Below are 17815 nucleotides of genomic sequence, written 5' to 3' on the forward strand. Positions count from 1 at the left end.
TATGATTGAACATTCATTCAGTCACGTCAACAGCAGGGAACGATATCACTCGAGCAGCAAGCTGCAGTTAGGAAGGAGGGCCAAAGCACCCGCGAGAGGCGCGAGCCGGACAGGTTGGGCGCTCGAGTGCCTTTTCGTTGGCCGCAGGGTGAAACCGGAAAAACCCCTGCGTCCGCCATCCCCGTCTCGTCCGGTTGACACGGCTCGCGGCATATCTGGAAGCAACTCCGTCGGAGAACATCCGTTCCCAACGGGCAGAATATGGAAGCTCAAGGCAGATGCGGTGCAATGCGCGCGACTAAGCGCGTCACAACCTTTCAGATTCGCCAGACATTCTTTAAGCTCTTGATTCTACTCATGTCCTTATCCCGAAACCGGTTTCCGCTTCCAGGAGAGGAGTTCTAGTCTCGCTCGTTGGCCGCAGCGAGGCCGCGCTTCAGATCGGCGATCAGGTCCGCCTCCGCTTCCAGACCGACCGAAAGGCGCAGCAGGCCATCACCGATGCCGGCCGCACGCCGCGCTTCCGGTCCCATGCCGGCATGGGTCATGGTGGCGGGATGCGCGACGAGGCTTTCCACTCCGCCCAGCGATTCCGCCAGAGTAAAGACCCGAACGGCCTCGACAAAGCGGCGGACCGCCTCGACCCCGCCGGCGAGATCGAAGCTCAGCATGGCGCCGAACCCATTCTGCTGCGCTTTGGCTATCGCATGGCCGGAATGGCTTTCGAGGCCCGGATAATGAACCGCCGCGACCGCCTTGTGGCCAGCCAGGAAGGAGGCGACAGCCGCCGCGTTCGCCTGTTGGCGCTCGACGCGGGTGAACAGCGTACGCACGCCGCGCAGCGTGAGATAGGCGTCGAAGGGCGAACCGGTGACGCCGGTGATATTGGCCCAGGCGCGCAGCGGCTCGACATCGGCCTCGGCCGCCGCCACGACCGCTCCGCCGACGACATCGGAATGGCCGTTCAGATATTTCGTCGTGGAGTGGATCACGAAATCGGCGCCAAGCAGGATCGGCCGCTGCAAGGCTGGCGACAGGAAGGTGTTGTCGACCGCGACCCGCGCGCCGGCTTCCTTCGCCTGCCGGGCGATAGCGCGGACATCGACGACGCGCATCAGTGGATTCGACGGCGTCTCGATCAGCACCAGAGCCGGCTTTTTCGCCAGTGTAGCGGCAAGCGCCGCGGGATCGGACTGGTCGACGAAGGCGAGATCGAAATGGCCCCTGTCCCGACGGGCGCACAGAAGCCTGTAGGTGCCGCCGTAGCAATCGTGCGGCGCCACGACGAGATCGTCTCTCCCGATAAGCGAAAGGACAAGATCGACCGCGGACATACCCGAAGCCGTGATGATCGCGCCGGCGCCGCCTTCCAGTTTCGCCAACGTATCTCCCAGCAAATCCCGTCCAGGATTGGCTGTGCGGCTATATTCATAGCCGCGATGCGCCTCGAAACCGGTAAAGGCGTAGGTGCTGCTGAGATAGAGCGGCGGCGTGACTGCCCCGAAATTCGTATCCGAGGCGATGCCGTTCGCCGCCGCTATCGTTCTTGGGTCCCGCCCGTCCATCATGTCTTCTCCACCAACGCGCAGTCGGGCCGGTCGAGGGCGGGACGCGATGTCCTGCTACTTGCCGAGCCAGACGGTGCCACTCTTGTTGACGACCGGCACGCCGACCGCATTGCCGTATTCGGTCCATGAGCCGTCATAGTTACGGGCGTCGTAGCCGAGCAACCGCTTCAGCGCAAACCATGTGTGGCTGGAACGTTCGCCGATGCGGCAATAGGTGATGACGGGCTTCGAGCCATCGATCCCCTTGTCCGCGTAGATCCTGCGGATCTCGTCGAGCGGCTTGTAGGTGCCGTCCTCGTTGACGATCGTGGCCCACGGCACGTTCTCGGCCTGCGGAATATGGCCAGCGCGGATCGACAATTCCTTCACGCCCTCCGGCGCGAAGATCTTGCCGAGATATTCGTCGGACGAGCGGATATCGACCAGCTTGCCGTCGATGCGTCCCTCGACGAAATCGAGCACGTTGGTCAGGCGCGCGCGCAGGCTGTTGTCGCGCTCGGGCAATGTGATCGAGGAGGCCTTGAAGGCAGGCAGCTTGTCGGTCAGCGGCAGCTTGCGCGCCTCCCACAGCTTGCGGCCGCCGTCGAGCAGCTTGACGCGGGTACCGAAGCCATAGACGTCGAGCACCCATGCGCCCCAGGCGGCGAACCAATTGTTGTGGTCGCCATAGATGATGACGGTGGTGTCGTTTTCGACGCCGGCCTTGCGAAGCTGGGCTTCCAGCTTCTCGCGCGAGGCGATGTCGCGGTTGATCGTATCGACGAGATCCGTATGCCAGTTCAGATTCGTAGCGCCGGGGATGTGAGCCTTCTCGTAGACGCCCGGATCGACCGAAACCTCGAAGACCCGAACCTTGGGATCGTCGAGATGTTCGTTGAGCCAATCCACCGTGACGAGGGAATCCGTTGCTGCCTTAGTCATCTTTCCATGCCTCATGCTTGACCGTGCGGGCACTGCCAAAGGCCAGTCCGCTCAGTCGTTGAAATATCTGCCTTCCTTGACCTCGGCGACGTAGCCGGCACGGATGGCGAAGTCGCCGAAGCGCTCGTCCGGCTGCCGCTCTTTCGCGAAATGGCCGATCACCATGGCGAGGTGATCGAGGATCGCCGGCTCGCCGACATTCTCCAGCACCATCTTGTTGAGGCGCTGACCATGGAAGCCGCCGCCGAGATAGAGATTGTACTTGCCGGGCGCCCGCCCGGTCAGGGCGATCTCGGCAATGTAGGGGCGCGCGCAGCCGTTCGGGCAACCCGTCATGCGGATGGTGATCGGCTCGTCGGTCAATCCGTGCTCGGCAAGGATCGTCTCGATCTTCCCGATCAGGGTCGGCAGGTAGCGCTCGCTCTCGGCCATCGCCAGTCCGCAGGTCGGCAGCGCCACACAGGCCATGGCGTTAAGGCGCAGCCCGCTGCCTGCGTTCAGCCTATCCAGCCCGTATTCGTTGAGCAGGCCTTCGATCGCCGGCCGGTCGCCGGCCTCGATGTCGGCAATGATAAGGTTCTGGTTTGGTGTGACCCGGAACATGCCCTTATGGACGCGGGCAATCTCGCGCAGCCCGTCGAATAGCTTGATATCGGCAAAATTGCTGACGCGGCCGTTCTCGATCAACAGCGTGAAATGCTCGCGCCCGTCCTCGCCCTTCTGCCAGCCGATGGCGTCGCCGTTGGAGGTGAAATTATAGGGCTTCGCCGGTTGCAGCGAAAAGCCGAGACGGCTTTCGATCTCGGCCTTGATGAAGTTCACGCCCTTGTCGTCGATCGTGTATTTGAAGCGTGCATGAGAACGGTCGGCGCGATCGCCATAGTCGCGCTGGACTTCCATCGTCGCATCGCAGGTCTCGATCACCTTGTCCTTGGGGATGAAGCCGATGACGGTGGCGAGCCGCGGATAGGTCTTCGGCGCGTTATCGGTGCGACCCATGCCGCCGCCGATGGCGATGTTGAAGCCCTTGAGCTTCTTCCCTTCGACGATGGCGATGAAGCCGAGATCCTGGGCGTAGACGTCGATGTCGTTGATCGGCGGGATGACGAAGCCGATCTTGAACTTCCGCGGCATATAGGTCTTGCCGTAGAGCGGTTCCTCCGGTCCCTTCGTCGCGACCCGCTCTTCGCCGTACCAGATCTCGCGATAAGCGCCGGTCTTGGGGATGGCGTGGTCACTTGCCTTCTTGGCCAGTGCGTAGATCTCGGCATGAAGCGCGGAAAGCTGCGGGTTGATCGAAGCCATGACGCCGCGCGAATCGTCGCCGCAGGCGGCCCGGGTGTCGAGCAGCACGTCGCGCAACCCTTGCATGACCGCGCGTAGATTCTTCTTGTGGACACGGTGAAGCTGGAAGGTCTGGCGGGTCGTCAGCCTCAGCGTATCGCCGGCATAAGCGCGACCGAGTTCATCGAGCTTGAGCCATTGGCTGGGCGACAGCACGCCACCGGGGAGCCGCACCCGCGCCATGAAGCGATAGGCCGGCTCCAGCTTCTGCCGCCGGCGCTCGTCACGGATGTCGCGGTCGTCCTGCTGGTAGACCCCATGGAACTTCATCAGCTTGATGTCGGTGCCGGGCACGGCGGCGGTCAGTTCCGCCTCCAGCCCGGCGGCGATGGTACCGCGCAACTGGTCGCTGTTGGCCTTCAGCGTCTCGTCGGGGCTGAGCTTCTCGAGCGGCTGGGAGATATCGTGGCTGCGGTCCACGTTGATTACGGTCACGGCTGCTGCTTCTCAATAAACGTCGATCTGGTAACGATGGTCGGCCTGCATGGCGGAGAGATATTCGCCTGCGCCGTCCTCGCCGAGCCGACCCTGCTCACGGACAACCGTCGCGAGCGCCGCATGGACGTCCGGCGCGAGCTTGGCACCATCGCCACAGACATAGATATGCGCGCCGTCCTCCAGCCACGCATAGACATCGCGCGCCTCTTCCAGAAGCCGATGCTGGACATAGATCTTCTCGGCACGGTCGCGCGAGAAGGCGACATTCATGCGCGACAACACGTCCTCCTTGAGAAAATCCTGCCATTCGGTCTGGTAGAGGAAGTCGCTGTCGAAATTACGCTCGCCGAAGAAGAGCCAGGCCTTGCCGCCGGCGCCGCGCATCTCGCGTTCCTGCAGGAAGGCCCGGTAGGGCGCGACGCCTGTGCCCGCGCCGATCATTATGATGGGCTTGTCGTCGTCGGGCAGACGGAAATGCGGGTTTGCCTGCACATAGACTGGCAATGTCGAGTCCGGCTCGGCGCGCGCTGCAAGATGGCCCGAGGCCACGCCGGAACGCGGCTCGCCGTTCAGATCGTAACGCACGGTAGAAACGGTCAGATGCACCTCGTCAGGGGCGGCAGCGGCGCTCGACGCAATCGAATAGAGCCGCGGCTGCAGCGGGCGCAGCCCGGCGAGAAAGGTCTGCGCGTCGATGCCCGCCACGGGAAAGCGGCGCACGATGTCGATGACATGGTTGGCGCCGAGGAAGGCGACGCGCGCCTCGCGCGCGTCTTCGCCACGCAGGGATTCGAGTTCATTCGACTTTGTCAGTTCGGCCCAATGATCCAGGAAGCGCGGGGTCGCGGCCGTGATCTCGAACGCTTCGGCCAGCGCATCGCCGAATGGCAGCGTTCGGTCCTTGACCGAGACGTTTGCATCGGGCCCCAGATTCAATGCCTGAAGCAGTGTCTCGACAAGTACGGGGTCGTTGCGCGGGGTCAGGCCGAGCGCATCGCCCGGCTCGAAGGAAAGCCCGGACCCTTCGAGCGACAATTCGACATGCCGCGTCTCCTTGCTCGATCCGCGACCGGTGAGTACGAGATTGTCGATAACGGGTGCGAGGAAGGGATTACGCTTGTCGAAGGCGGCGGCCACCGGCGCGGCGGGATGCCCGACCACGATGGAACTGGCGAGCGACGGCGTCGCCGCAGCCGGACCAAGCTTTTCCGCGATCGACGAAATCCAGTCGGCGGACGGGTCCTCATAGTCGATATCGCAATCGACACGGTCGCGGATGCGTGTCGCACCGAGTTCCGCCAGCCGGTCGTCCAGTCGCTTGCCGGCGCCGCAGAAGAATTCATAGGTGGAATCGCCTAGCGCCAGAATCGAATAGCGCACGCCTTCCAGGCGCGGCGCCTTACGGCCTTCGACGAACTCGAAGAAGCCGGCGGCTGAAAGCGGCGGTTCGCCCTCGCCATGCGTCGAGGTGATGATGAGCAGATCCTGCTCGTCCTTCAGCCTGCGCGGCTTGTAATCGGCCATGTCGGCGACAATCGGCTCGACACCTTTGGCGCGGGCGGCCTCGGCCAGCGCTTTCGCCAGGGCCGCGCTGTTCCCCGTCTCGGAGCCATACAGGATGGTCAGCGTGCGGACCGAAGGAGTAGTGGGAGCGGCGACGACCGGCCCAAGCGGGACGCTGCCACGAAGCGCTTCGACGGCGATGCCGCGCCCGCCTTCGGCGAAACCGGCAAAATAACCACTCAACCAGACCGCCTGCTCCGACCCGAGCGAGGTCGCGAGCGTCTTGACCTGGCGCCACTGCTCTTCCGACAGGCCGGGTCCGCTGAAATCGAGTGCTGTCATGGTGCCGAAATACGCTCTCGCGATACCTTCCGCCGGCCGGAAAATCCAGCCTCGCTCAAGCGGTTCTGGCAATGGTTTTCGTTACTGTCAAACAGGCTATATTGCTGCTTTTACGCGGTAATTCTCGCGTTCAGCGGCTTTGGAGGTACGCATTCTAGATAGAGGGGAGAATGTCACCCGGAAGTTTTGCGAAGCCCGGATTCCTTGGGAAAAACTTTTTTTCGTGGCAACCGGAATCAGCTCCCTCCGCGAGCTTGCAAATAGCCGTGGACTCACCTCGTCCATAAAATAGGGCGACCGGCACCCGGCGCGCGAGTGCCGGCAAACCGGATTGCGGACGGGATCGGAACCTGATCTGCAGACAACCGCCCTTGCAGGGAAATCCGAATGGAGGAACTTGTGACGACTGCCAGCGAGATGAAGAAGATCAGTCCTGGATCGGCCGTCCCGCTTATCAGGGAGCCGGAAACGATGCCGGCAAGGGCGCAGGCTCGAATGCTGTCCACGGTGGCGGCATCCCGAACATCGAGCGCCGTATCGAGATGTGCCGGACGCCTTGCGATATCCAGAACCAGCAATGTCAGCATGATACAGCCGACGGCGCCCAACTGGGAAAGCACGGCAACGGGCCAACTGGAGGCCCGCGAACTCCCGATACCCACACCGAGCCCGAGCGTGTCCACGAATGATTTGAGGCTTATGTAGTTCCAGTACCCCCGCTCCTGGCCCGACGCGGAGCCTGCTTTCTCGAAGATCGCCTGGTTCACAAGGCGCATCATGGGGTCGAAGAATTTATCGTTGTGGACGGCAAGTCCGAGCGCCACGAACAGGCTGGCGAAGCCGAGCGCCAGCAGAAAAATTTCCTGCCCATGTAGCCGCCGCATGGAAAGCGAACGGCAGATCGAGAAGGCGACGGGTATACCCAGCAGCGTAAGACCGACATAAGCGGTTGATGAAGTCGATAGCAGAAGCAGGACCATCAGCGTGAGCGTGAGGGCAAGGGCAAAACGCGACGCGGTCCTTCTCCAGTAGGTGAATGCGAAGGCCAGGGCGGCAAGGGACATGCTGGCGAATGCCGATGCCTCCGACTGGGCACCGGCGATGCGGGCAAAGCCGGCCTGCGTCGTCTCGGTCAGCATCGCATAGCTTGCCGTCCGCAGGAAGGCGAGGACGTCGCCGGCGCCAACGAGCTTGCCCAGGAGATCGAGAAGCCCGAAGCCCGTATGCAACGCGCACCACAGGAAGAAGCCCTGGCGCACCTGCGCAAGAGCGTTGTCACGCAGGAGGCTGGCGGACAGCGCAAGGAAAACCATGCCGCCGAGGACGAAATAGCCTGTCTGCGATATGTTTCCCGATACCGGCCCGAGCGGCACCTCGTAGACGCCGCCCAGCGTACGCGAAGCCACGAATACGCTCGTCTGGCCGGCAAACAACCTCGGGAAAAGGACTGCGCCGATCACCGCATAGATCAAAAGCGCGCAAACCAGCCATGCCGTATGGCTGTAGCGGAAGAGAATGCCGATATCTCCCCTGATTCCTCGCCTGAGCGGAAGGATGGCGAGCAGCAGTCCCGCGAACAACGTATAGATCAGGGGCGACGAACCGCCGAGCGACGTAAGCGTTACCAGCGCCGTCGCGCCGAAGGCCATCGAAGCGGCAAGTCCGACAAAAAGGGACCGCGTCGGCCAGCACGCGAATACCAGGATCGCGCCGCAGATCAGGATGCCGCTGACCGACGGTTGCACGGCTAACCTCCGCCCGCCCCGGCGACGGTCACCTCAAGCCGGCGGATGCCGCGGTCAGGACCGTCTTTCCCGCGATTGTGACACGCCCTATTCTCCGCGCCGGAGTGGGCAGAGCAAGGAACATTGTCTTGTCCTGGTATCTTGCGGTCGCGGTTACGGGGATGCTTATCGGCTTGCGCTTCCGTGCCGGGTCGCTGGTAGCGGCTACGCTGGTGACGGCCGTTCTGGCGTTTGTCTTCCAGATGCGCGACCACGGTTTCGGCTGGTCTCCGCTTTGGGTCACCTTGCAATCGGCGATCCTTCTTCAACTCGGCTATCTCGCGGGATTGGCGGTCGCGGCCCTCTGGCGCCGTGTCCGCGAATAACGCGACCCCCGGCAGGGCAACAATCCTTTTTCCGGTGCTCGCGGCTGTCATTTTCTGGAAAGACGTTTGCCGGGCATGACGCGAAATCGCGCATTGGAGGATTTGCGGACCCTCGTCAGCACCACTCCAAGGACGGATGCCTTTGCCATGAAAAGAGCATGGATCAGTTCCGCCGCCACGTTCTGCGAGGTCTTCCCCCAGCCGACCGTCACGATCACACCGTCCAGTTGCGAGGACGCCGCCAGGCCGTGGCTTCCGGACGTGAAGGGCGGCAGATCCACAATCACCATCTCGTAACGATCGAGCGCGGCGAACGTCTTCTGGGCGTTCCCGGCGCCAAGCAGATCGTGCTTTTCCACGATATAATTCGGCAGGATATCGAAGGCATGATTCGGACCGGGCCCGATCGCGCCTGCCCATTCCGCGGTCTTGCCATCCTTCCCGGCGTCATGCGGGATTTCCCCTGAAATGACGGAATGTTCCGTATCGGCGTCGATCAGCAAGGTACGCGCGCCCGACTTAGCCCATAGCGCCGCCAGATTGCCGGCCAGCATGCTCTTGCCTTCATCGGGCGAAACCGAGGCCACTCCGACAAAGCGGATCGGCCGGTCGAGCGAGGCAATGCCGATGGCCGCCTTTATACCCTTGATACTGCGGGCGAACGGGGAGCCGGGAGCATGCAGCGCCTCGTCGAAACAACCGAACCCGCCCGAACGGCGCGGCACGGCGGGAAGCTCGCCCAGGCATTCCAGCCCGAATTCCTCGCGCAACTGCTTCGGCGAGCGGATCGTATCGTCGAGCAGGTTGCGCAAGAAGGCGAGTCCCAAGCCCAGCATGATGCCACTGACCGCTCCGAACGCCAGGATGAGCTTCTTGCGGGGGCCGCTGGGGGCAAGGGGGCTTGTCGCCTGAGTGATCACGCGGGCATCCGGAGACGGACGCTGATTGGCCGAGGTCGTAAATGCCTGCAGGAAGCTTTCGTACATCTTCTTGTACGATTCGGCTGTTGCTTCCAGTTCATCGAGCGTGACGCCTTTCCCCTTGCCCTCGTCCGCAGTCGGGCTGTCCTCCGACGAGGGCGCTCGCGCGCCAATCGCATAGTCGTGCCGGGAGCGGAACGTCTGCGCGGCTATCGCCGCATCGTTCATCTGAACGCGGATATGCTCGATCCGATCCTCCAGCCATTGAAGGCCGTTTTCCGTGTCATCTACCCGCGTATCGAGCTGTTCGCGCATATAGGCGTCAGCGGTCGCATTCGCGATCTCGGCGGCCTGTTCGGGATCGCGCGAGCGGAAACCGATCTCCAGCGCATAGGAGACGCCAACCCTGTGCACGTCGAGGTTCTTCATGAAAGTATCCATCGTCCGCCGGGCGCGCACGAATTCGGCCTGCGAAGAATTGTCGGTCGGATCGGCTGCGGGGTCCTCGTGAAACCACAGCTTCCCCGCTTCCTCTTTCAGGCCGAGCGCCTGCCGGATCATATGCTCAAGGACAACGAGACGGCTGGCGACGGTATCGGTCTGGGTAAAGTCGGCATCATGGACAAGATCGAGCTTGTCTATCACCCGCTTGGCGATCTTTTCCGACTGGAGCACGACGATCTGGCTCTCGATCTGGGCCGTATCGAGCGAGAGGTTTATCTCGGAAGGCTGCAATTGAAGCGAGGCCGGCAGTTTCGGCGTTATCAGGACTTCGGCACTTGCAGTGTAGGTGGGCTCCGTCGTCGCCACGTAAAGCTGTGCCAGAAGAAGCCCGAACACGACGAAGAGGCCGATCGGAAGCGCGCTTGCCCTTACAAATGCGAGGATATCGGCGAAGCTCGTGAAGCCGCTGTCCCGTTCCCGCTGCAAGGGGGACTGCGCCATGCTGGCCGGCCATGTACGCTCTAGCATCGGACTGCACCTGTCATCGGAATGCCTGCCTGCGTGTCTCGGCCTCGCGGTCGCCTTCAAGGCTCACACTAGCGCCACCGGCCTGCCCGCCTGAACACCGCCTATCGGCGAACCTGCCTCCTCCAGAAGAGAGAGGAAGGCTGGGTCACTGGGTGGAAGTGGCCGCCGCCAATCCATTGTCAGCCTTCTTCGATTGCCCGGCGGAGTTGTTTGGGCCGATAAGGGACAGGTCGAAATCGTCCGGCCCGAGAACCGGCTTGATATCCACCTTCACCGTATCGCCGGGGACGAGTGCCGTCCCCTCCTCCGCCTGGATCTCGGATTCCTTACCGCCCTTTCCAGGCCGGACGATAGTGAAGATAGGCTCGGGTTTTGCTCCGGCCGCGCGCATGGCGAGCAGTTTCGGCACCGCCATACTGGAGCTTTGCAGCAGCGCCGTCGCCGTCTTCATCTTGCTCGCCAGTTCGTCCAATTGGGACTGCGTATCTCGGAGCGAGACGACCACTTCGTTGTCGTAGCGGTTCTTCAGGTCGAGGATGGAGATGTCGGTACGGCTTATCTCCTGCCGTGATCTCAGGAGGCTTGTTTCGGCGGCTAGGCGGGTACTCTGGAACTGCGCCAGTTCCCTCTCCAACGAAATCTGGCGCGGAGCAGCGACGATCCCCTTGTCGACGAGCGAGGATACCCCGGTCAGTTCCTTCTCGATGAGACTGATCTGCTTGTCGTGGAAGCCAAGCTGGCCCTGGAGCGACCCCAGTTCATCGTTGAGCGTCTGCCGCAGGCTCTCCAGCGCCTTGGTCTGGTTCTCCAGACCCTCCCGGCGTGCCTTGAAGATGGCCTGCTCCTGCCGCATCACCTCGGCGGCGGGGCCGTTGTCCGCGCGCGAGGTCAGCTCCGGCGGAAACTGGATATGATCGGCGCCGGAATGCTCGGCTTGCAGACGCGCCTTGCGCGCAAGCAGGCTCAGCGCGTTGAGGCCGATCACGTCGACGTCGCCCTTCTCGGTCAGCATATCGCGTACCATGCCCGTGACGCCTTCTTCACGATCGCGCAAGCCGCCGGCGAGCGTGACTGCCTGGAGGACAGTCATATCGGGTGCGTAGGGAAACTGGCCGGGCTGGGCGACGGCGCCTACGACATAGACCGGCCGGAAGAGAATGATTTCGACGGATGTATCCGGTGCATTGCTGAGCTGCATATGCTCCTTGAGGCGTTCGCCGATCTGCTCTCCCAGTTCGATCGCCGTGCGACCCTCGGCGCGGACCGCACCGGCGAACGGGAGAGACACCATGCCATCGGGGCCGACGGTGAATTCGTCGTTGAGCGCCTTCCATTCGAAGATATCGTCGCGCGAGGCACGCCACTCGTAGACCTTGAGCCTGATCTTGTCCTGAGGTCCGAGCAGATATTCCTCCGCCCCGGCCGACGGCGAAAGGCCGGTCAGGAGAAGAAGCACGGCCACCACACCGAGCCAGAACTTCTTCGAGGGCGACTTCCGGCGTGACCACGGGAACGCGACAGGCATCGTCATTTGGGCATCCTCAATATGTATTCGGGCTCGATGCGGCCGGCCAGCAGATGGAAGATGGCGAGGAGATTGCCGTAAAGTCGGCCGCGACGGTCGATGTATGTTTCCGGCCAGAAGCTGCGGCCGAGATTGGCGGCGATGTTGCGGAGCATCAGTCGCATCGCAAACCGCGCCGGAACCGTGCCTTTACGGATGAGATAGAGCGGATTGGCCACCTGCGAGTAGCCGAAGCGCATGCCGTTGATCCTGCCTGATTTGGCACCCAAATGGACGCCGCGGATCGCATTGACGCGAACGACGTGCCCGCGGCTCCGCAACTGGCTGGTGAAATCGATGTCTTCCTGCCAACCGTAGAGCGGAAGCCGCTCGTCGAAGCGAAGGTCTCCGATGGCGCCAGCGCGGATCGACATGTTGCAGCCATAGGCGCCGACATGATCGGCTACGCCGGTCGGCGGATTCCTTTCCGGTACGTGCAGGGCGAAGAGCCCTTCCTCCCAGTCGAGCCCGGCCGTGCAGGCGCCGTCCCGGGCGACACGCCCCATTACGACCACCCAGTCCTGATGTTGATCGAAAGCCCGTCCGACGCTTTCCAGATAGTCGTCGGCCGGGATGAAATCGTCGTCGAAAAAGGTAATGATCCCGAACCTGCCCAATACCGAACGAAGCGCATTGTTGCGTTGCGCGGCAAGCCCGGTCTTGCCGAAGATCGTTCTGACGGGGAACAGATATGAGCGCAGCGCCTCGATATGCGTCTCGTCCGGCGCGGAAAGGATGACCTCGTCCGGCAGACGGGATTGCCCTTCGAGATGCGCCAGGAGCCGCGTGACAAGGCCGCCCCGCCCGAGCGTGGGTATGATCACGACAAGCCTTGCGGGAGACTTCCCCGACTTCTTCCGTGCTTCCGCTTTCTTCAACGTCAAAAAAGGGCCTCCCTGCCGGCACTTGCAATCGAACGATACGGCCAGCCCAGAAGCGAAACAGCACGCGAAGAAGGCTGTAAGCCGGTATCGAGAGAGGTAGCCGGCTCCGCGAGTGCGTGGGCAAGTCGCAGACGGATGAGGCGCGCTACCACCGATGGGCAACTTGCCGGGGCAGAAGCGGCGGCTTCAAATTTTGGCGGAGCCGGGACGAACGTCCGACTTCCGAGATCAGAAGCGGGAAACCGCGGAACAACTTGTCGCGAGGCACGGGCCCATTCGTGAAGCTGCTCACCCTTCCTCCGTCATCGCGCGGACGGCCACCGTTCGGTCGCAAGGCCGCGCGATGGAGGCCGGTCCGCAGGCACCCCTGAAGGTGTCGGAAATAAACCGCAGCGGCGTCCGCCGATGGAGCATAAACGGCGATTTCACGACGCTAAGGCCGACAGGCGTGGCGCGCTATGCACGCGAAACGACGCTGGCGCTCGACAATCTCATTGCCGAATGCCATCCGCTCGCAGAGGGCCTGGCTATCGAACTTCTGGTGCCGAGGCCAATCAAGGACCCGCTGCCGCTGAAGACTCTCCCCGTCCGCCTCGTGCCCGAATACAGCCATCCCCGGCTGCCCCAGTTCTGGGTCCAGGCGCAACTGCCCCGGCATGTCGAAGGTGGGCTTCTGAGCCTCTGCAATCTGGCGCCCGTCGCGCTCAAGCGGCAGATCGTCTGTATCCACGATCTCCATACGATGATCGTGCCGGAAAGCTACGGCCGCCTTTTCCGCTGGACCCACCGGCTCGTCCTGCCGGCGCTCGGCCGGCGCGCCGCCGCCATCACCACGGTATCGGAGTTCTCGCGTTCAGAAATTACCGCCCGTAACGTGGCCCCTGCACAGAAGGTCACCGTCACGTACAACGGAAGCGATCACGCCGGAGGCTGGGAAGCGGGCCGATCCAGCCTCGGTCGTTGGCCCGACTGGCCCTATGTGCTCTGCCTCGGGCAAGGCCAGCGCTACAAGAATATGGAATTGCTCGTGCGGCTCGCGCCCGCCCTCGAACGGATGGGTCTCGATCTCTGGATCGCCGGCGACATCGCGCCCGGCAAATTGTTCTCAGATGGAAAGCCGGCGAATGTCCGCCTGCTCGGCCGGATCGACGACGACGACCTGAAGGCGGCTCTGGCCGGCGCGCTTTGCTTCCTCTTCCCCTCGCGGATCGAAGGTTTCGGGCTGCCGGCGGTCGAGGCCATGGCCGCCGGTTGCCCGGTCGTTGCCTCCACCTCACCCTGCCTTCCCGAGATTTGCGGCAAAGCGGCGCTCTATGCCGACCCCGATGACGCCGGCGCCTGGATCGAATGTGTGAAGCGCCTCAAGGAGAACAAGGTTTTCCGTAGCCGGCTTGCCGCAGCGGGTAAGGCACAGGCATCAATCTATTCCTGGCGGCGTGTCGCCGAAACGTATCTCGAACTGATGGCTTCGATCGACGGGGTTTTGGAGCCGCGCGCTACCTGACCAATTCGCCGAGTTGAGAAACGGACTTAGTCTTCGGCGAATAAGGCATGCCGTCTATTACCGCCATCGCCTCAAGATAGCGCTCGGCGGATGCGGCCCAGGAGAACCGATCCGCCGCGGCAAGACCGCGCGCTATCATCCGCCGCCGCAACGCCGGCCTCGTCGCCAATTCCATGAAACGGCCGAACCAGGCGTCAGGATCATCCGGCGAAGCGTAGAGGGCGGCATCGCCGCAAACCTCCGGCAGGCTGGCGCGGTCGGATACGACGACGGGGCATCCGAGGCCCATCGCTTCGAGCGGCGGCAGCCCGAATCCTTCGACAAGGGACGGAAATGCCAGACACAGGCAATTCTGGAGGAGGGCGGCCAGTTCGTCGTCGGACAGGCGGCCGAGCCGAACGACATTGGACGCCACAGCATCGTCCCTCTCCGCGCCGAAGACACGTGCGTCCGATCCGCCGACGATGGCAAGCCGTAGCCCGGCCAGGGCCAAGCGATCCGCCATTCCGGTGATGAGGTCGGTGTTCTTGTGCGGGGCGCGGCTGCCGAGCAGGACGATCGTATCCTCTGCCGACAAAGCGGAAAGGAAGGGCGTCGGCTTCGGCGTCCAGCGGCGGATGTGCTCATGGCCATTGGGCGCGACGAAAAGCTTCTCCGCGCTGCAAATGCCGAACCGTTCAAGCTCGGCGGCGGAATGTTCAGACACGGTGGCAATCGCCGCCGCTCTCCGGCCAAGCGCGGGGATGAGTGTGCGGTAGAGCAGTCGGAAGGCCGGCGTGTAACTGTCTGGGCAAAGCCGTGTGTTCATGTCGTGGATGCAGACGATTTGTCTGCGAATGGCGATCGGGCCGGTGTTGCAGAGGTTAAGCAGCCCTCCCCTCAAATTCGAGGGCAACGAGATCTGCTCCCATAGATGGCCACGGAGCCCGCCAATCGCGCGGATGCCAATATTGTGTAGGGGAAGTGTCCCCTCCACATCGGGCGGGACCAGCAACTCGACCTCAGGCCCCCCGGAGCGATCGGCAAGCAAGACGTCCATCGCACGCACGATCTCGCCGGCATAGCGTTGCACGCCCGTCACGGGCTGCGTCAGGAAACGGCCGTTGATGAACCACTTTCGTTTCATGAACGCGCTCGGCTTCGTTTCTTTCACCGGGCGGAAGGGAACGAGGAACGTCGCGCTCGACCGGCCAGGCAAAAATAGCGCTGAAGTGTCGGGGCGAAGGCCGTCAGCGTCATCACCCTCTTTCGGATAGGCGGGCAACCGAACGGCCGAGTTGTGCGCGGACAGCCGTTCAACGAACCTTTCCGAAACTGAACGGGGAGCGAATCTCGATATGAAAATCGCCATCATCCACGAATGGCTGACCACCTATGCCGGCTCCGAGAAGGTGCTCGAGGCGATGCTGGCCGAGTACCCTCAGGCGGACGTGTTCACGCTAATAAACTTTCTGCCCGACAAACACGGCAAGGTCATCCTGCCGCGCGTGGTGCGGACGAGCTTCATGCAGAAGATACCGCTGGTGAAGCATTTCTATCGGCACCTGCTGTGGATGATGCCTTTCGCCGTCGAACAGTACGACCTCTCCGAATATGACCTGGTCATCTCGAATTGCCATTCCGTCGCGAAAGGTGTGATCACCGGTCCGGACCAGCTTCATATCTGCTACTGCTACACGCCCATGCGTTATGCCTGGGACCTGCAGAACCAGTATCTGGCTGAATCGGGCATGAAGCGCGGCTTCAAGAGCCTGCTCGCTCGCATGATCCTGAACAGGATTCGCATCTGGGACATGCGCACGGCGCCCGGCGTCGATCATTTCATCGCCTGTTCGGGTTACATCGCCCGGCGGATCCGCAAGATCTACCGGCGTGATGCGGCGGTAATTTACCCGAACGTTGCGGTCGAGGACTTCGTGATCGGCAACGGCCCGCGCGAGGAGTTCTACTTCACTTCCTCACGCATGGTTCCCTACAAGAAGATACATCTGATCGTAGAGGCGTTTTCCAAGATGCCGGACCGCCGGCTCGTCGTCATCGGCGAGGGGCCGCAGTTCAAGCGCATCAAGGCGCTTGCCGGGCCGAACGTGACCTTGCTCGGCTATCAGCCATTCGATGTTCTACGGTCGCATCTACAGCGCGCCAGGGCGTTCATCTTCGCGGCCGAGGAGGATTTCGGCGTTGCTCCGCTGGAGGCGCAAGCCTGCGGCACGCCGGTGCTGGCCTTCGGTAAGGGCGGCGCGCTCGAAACGGTTGTTGACGGGGTGACCGGGCTGCATTTCCACGAACAGACAGCAGACGCGATCCGCAACGTCGTGGAACGGTTCGAAAGACTGCCGGTGGACTTTTTCGATCCGGAGGCGCTGCGTGTCCATGCCGATCAATTCTCGACGAAGAATTTCCGCGCCCAGTTCCGCGCTTATGTCGATTCCCGATGGGCCGAGCATCTCGCCTGGCTTGCCACTGGCGCGCCGAACGTCACGGAAGAGATAGCCGGGCCCAGCAGGCCCGAAAAAGTGTGGCAGCCACAGGGTGCCCGGAAGGAACTGATCCGTCTCGTTCCCAAGTCGATTTCGGAAGGTGCCCGATGAAAAAGGCGCTGATCACCGGCGTAACCGGCCAGGATGGAGCCTATCTGGCAAGCCTGCTGTTGCAGAAAGGGTATGAAGTGACCGCCGCATATCGGCGGTCGAGTTCACCCGATTTCTGGCGAATCCGAGAGCTTGGGATAGAGAGCAATCCGAGGCTCAGGTTGACCGAGCTGGAGCTCGTCGACCTCGGCTCCTGTTTGCGGCTGATCGAGAAGACGGAGCCGGACGAGATCTACAATCTGGCCGCGCAGACGCATGTCGGCTTTTCCTTCCATCATCCGATGACGACGGCGCATGCGACAGGACTCGGGCCGTTGCATTTCCTCGAGGCGATCCGCAACATCAACCTTGGCATTCGCTACTATCAGGCATCTTCGGCGGAGATGTTCGGCAAGGTGCAAGCCGTGCCGCAGAACGAGGCAACGCCGTTCTATCCGCGCAGCCCCTATGGCGTAGCGAAGCTGTTCGCACACTGGATGACCGTCAACTACCGGGAATCCTACGGCTTGTTCGGCTGCAGCGGCATCCTCTTCAACCATGAATCGCCCTTGCGCGGGCTCGAATTCGTCACCCGCAAGATCACCGACGGGGTGGCGCGTATCCGGTTGAGCGATGCCGGGCCGATCGAACTGGGCAACCTCGGCGCCAAGCGCGATTGGGGGTATGCAAAGGAATATGTCGAAGGCATGTGGCGCATGATGCAGGCCGACGAGCCTGCCACTTACGTTCTGGCCACCAACCGTACGGAAACGGTACGCGATTTCGCAACGATGGCCTTCGCCGCTGCCGGCATGGATGTCGAATGGGTGGGCCGGGATGAAAAAGAACGTGGACTGTGCCCGAAGACCGGCCGGGATCTCGTACGCATCAATCCCGATTTCTACCGTGCGGCCGAAGTGGACCTGCTGAAGGGCGACGCTTCCAAGGCACGGAATCTTCTTGGATGGAAGCCCGGGACAACACTCGAACAGCTATGCGCCATCATGGTCCAGGCGGATCTTGAGCGGGTCGAACGTGAATTCGCCTTCCGGCATCCCAAGCCCAAATCTCGGCATAACCTTCCCAAGGCAAACGGCCACCTGCCGGTGCACCCTTCTTCAGGTCCCGCACCGGAATCCGCCATCGCCTCGCCTGCCCTGGCACCCACACGCTGA

The 17815-nt window shown here is 62.5% G+C and carries 13 protein-coding genes; 4 read left to right on the top strand and 9 right to left on the bottom strand.

All coding sequences use genetic code 11. The features are described from left to right. Positions 1-401: 401 nt before the first annotated feature. From metB to RBH77_RS21880, 5 genes are all read right to left on the bottom strand, one after another. The gene (gene metB, locus RBH77_RS21860) at positions 402-1568 is read right to left on the bottom strand and encodes a cystathionine gamma-synthase (protein WP_311029670.1); all 1167 of its coding nucleotides are present in this window, start codon (positions 1566-1568) and stop codon (positions 402-404) included. Positions 1569-1622: 54 nt separating this feature from the next. After that, the gene (locus RBH77_RS21865) at positions 1623-2489 is read right to left on the bottom strand and encodes a sulfurtransferase (protein ID WP_311029671.1); all 867 of its coding nucleotides are present in this window, start codon (positions 2487-2489) and stop codon (positions 1623-1625) included. Between the two features lie 51 nt (positions 2490-2540). Continuing rightward, positions 2541-4268, bottom strand: a complete 1728-nt coding sequence (locus RBH77_RS21870) for an NADPH-dependent assimilatory sulfite reductase hemoprotein subunit (protein WP_311029672.1) — start codon at positions 4266-4268, stop codon at positions 2541-2543. A 12-nt stretch (positions 4269-4280) separates the two neighbouring features. Beyond that, positions 4281-6188: an assimilatory sulfite reductase (NADPH) flavoprotein subunit gene (locus RBH77_RS21875; RefSeq protein WP_311029673.1), complete on the bottom strand. Its 1908-nt coding sequence runs from the start codon at positions 6186-6188 to the stop codon at positions 4281-4283. Between the two features lie 200 nt (positions 6189-6388). Beyond that, complete coding sequence (locus RBH77_RS21880) at positions 6389-7861, bottom strand: hypothetical protein (RefSeq protein ID WP_311029674.1); 1473 nt, start codon at positions 7859-7861, stop codon at positions 6389-6391. 128 nt (positions 7862-7989) lie between these two features. On the opposite strand from RBH77_RS21880, the gene RBH77_RS21885 reads away from it, so the two are divergent. Further along, entirely contained in the window at positions 7990-8226 is a 237-nt protein-coding gene (locus RBH77_RS21885) for a hypothetical protein (RefSeq protein ID WP_311029675.1), read from the top strand. A 47-nt stretch (positions 8227-8273) separates the two neighbouring features. Here the strand turns inward: RBH77_RS21885 and RBH77_RS21890 are convergent, their stop codons facing one another. The 3 genes from RBH77_RS21890 to RBH77_RS21900 all read right to left on the bottom strand — a co-directional run bounded on the left by RBH77_RS21890 (position 8274) and on the right by RBH77_RS21900 (position 12566). After that, positions 8274-10118 carry a GumC family protein gene (locus RBH77_RS21890; RefSeq protein ID WP_311029676.1) on the bottom strand — a complete coding sequence of 615 codons (1845 nt, stop codon included), beginning with the start codon at positions 10116-10118 and terminating at the stop codon, positions 8274-8276. A 145-nt stretch (positions 10119-10263) separates the two neighbouring features. Then, positions 10264-11649 carry a polysaccharide biosynthesis/export family protein gene (locus RBH77_RS21895; RefSeq protein WP_311029677.1) on the bottom strand — a complete coding sequence of 462 codons (1386 nt, stop codon included), beginning with the start codon at positions 11647-11649 and terminating at the stop codon, positions 10264-10266. Then, the gene (locus tag RBH77_RS21900) at positions 11646-12566 is read right to left on the bottom strand and encodes a glycosyltransferase family 2 protein (protein ID WP_311029678.1); all 921 of its coding nucleotides are present in this window, start codon (positions 12564-12566) and stop codon (positions 11646-11648) included. Before RBH77_RS21900 ends, RBH77_RS21895 begins: the two co-directional genes overlap by 4 nt. 373 nt (positions 12567-12939) lie before the next feature. On the opposite strand from RBH77_RS21900, the gene RBH77_RS21905 reads away from it, so the two are divergent. Beyond that, on the top strand, positions 12940-14070 hold the full coding sequence (locus RBH77_RS21905) for a glycosyltransferase family 4 protein (RefSeq protein ID WP_311029679.1): 1131 nt from the start codon (positions 12940-12942) through the stop codon (positions 14068-14070). Here RBH77_RS21905 and RBH77_RS21910 read toward each other — a convergent pair. Next, positions 14063-15196, bottom strand: coding sequence for a glycosyltransferase family 4 protein (locus RBH77_RS21910; RefSeq protein ID WP_311029680.1), 1134 nt, complete (start codon positions 15194-15196; stop codon positions 14063-14065). The genes RBH77_RS21905 and RBH77_RS21910 overlap by 8 nt on opposite strands. 211 nt (positions 15197-15407) lie before the next feature. Between RBH77_RS21910 and RBH77_RS21915 the strand changes: the two genes are divergently transcribed. Then, positions 15408-16661 (top strand): glycosyltransferase family 4 protein, encoded by a 1254-nt coding sequence (locus tag RBH77_RS21915; RefSeq protein ID WP_311029681.1) that lies wholly within the window; start codon positions 15408-15410, stop codon positions 16659-16661. Beyond that, on the top strand, positions 16658-17815 hold the full coding sequence (gene gmd / locus RBH77_RS21920) for a GDP-mannose 4,6-dehydratase (RefSeq protein ID WP_311029682.1): 1158 nt from the start codon (positions 16658-16660) through the stop codon (positions 17813-17815). Before RBH77_RS21915 ends, gmd begins: the two co-directional genes overlap by 4 nt.

It is taken from the genome of Mesorhizobium koreense (assembly GCF_031656215.1).
GTDB classification, from domain to species: Bacteria; Pseudomonadota; Alphaproteobacteria; order Rhizobiales; family Rhizobiaceae; genus Mesorhizobium_L; species Mesorhizobium_L koreense.

Excerpts from the sequence above, each read along its gene's own strand:
- metB (WP_311029670.1), bottom strand. The coding sequence starts at position 1,568 with ATGATGGACGGGCGGGACCCAAGAACGATAGCGGCGGCGAACGGCATC.
- RBH77_RS21865 (WP_311029671.1), bottom strand. The coding sequence starts at position 2,489 with ATGACTAAGGCAGCAACGGATTCCCTCGTCACGGTGGATTGGCTCAAC.
- RBH77_RS21890 (WP_311029676.1), bottom strand. The coding sequence starts at position 10,118 with ATGCTAGAGCGTACATGGCCGGCCAGCATGGCGCAGTCCCCCTTGCAG.
- RBH77_RS21895 (WP_311029677.1), bottom strand. The coding sequence starts at position 11,649 with ATGACGATGCCTGTCGCGTTCCCGTGGTCACGCCGGAAGTCGCCCTCG.
- RBH77_RS21910 (WP_311029680.1), bottom strand. The coding sequence starts at position 15,196 with ATGAAACGAAAGTGGTTCATCAACGGCCGTTTCCTGACGCAGCCCGTG.
- RBH77_RS21915 (WP_311029681.1), top strand. The coding sequence starts at position 15,408 with ATGAAAATCGCCATCATCCACGAATGGCTGACCACCTATGCCGGCTCC.
- gmd (WP_311029682.1), top strand. The coding sequence starts at position 16,658 with ATGAAAAAGGCGCTGATCACCGGCGTAACCGGCCAGGATGGAGCCTAT.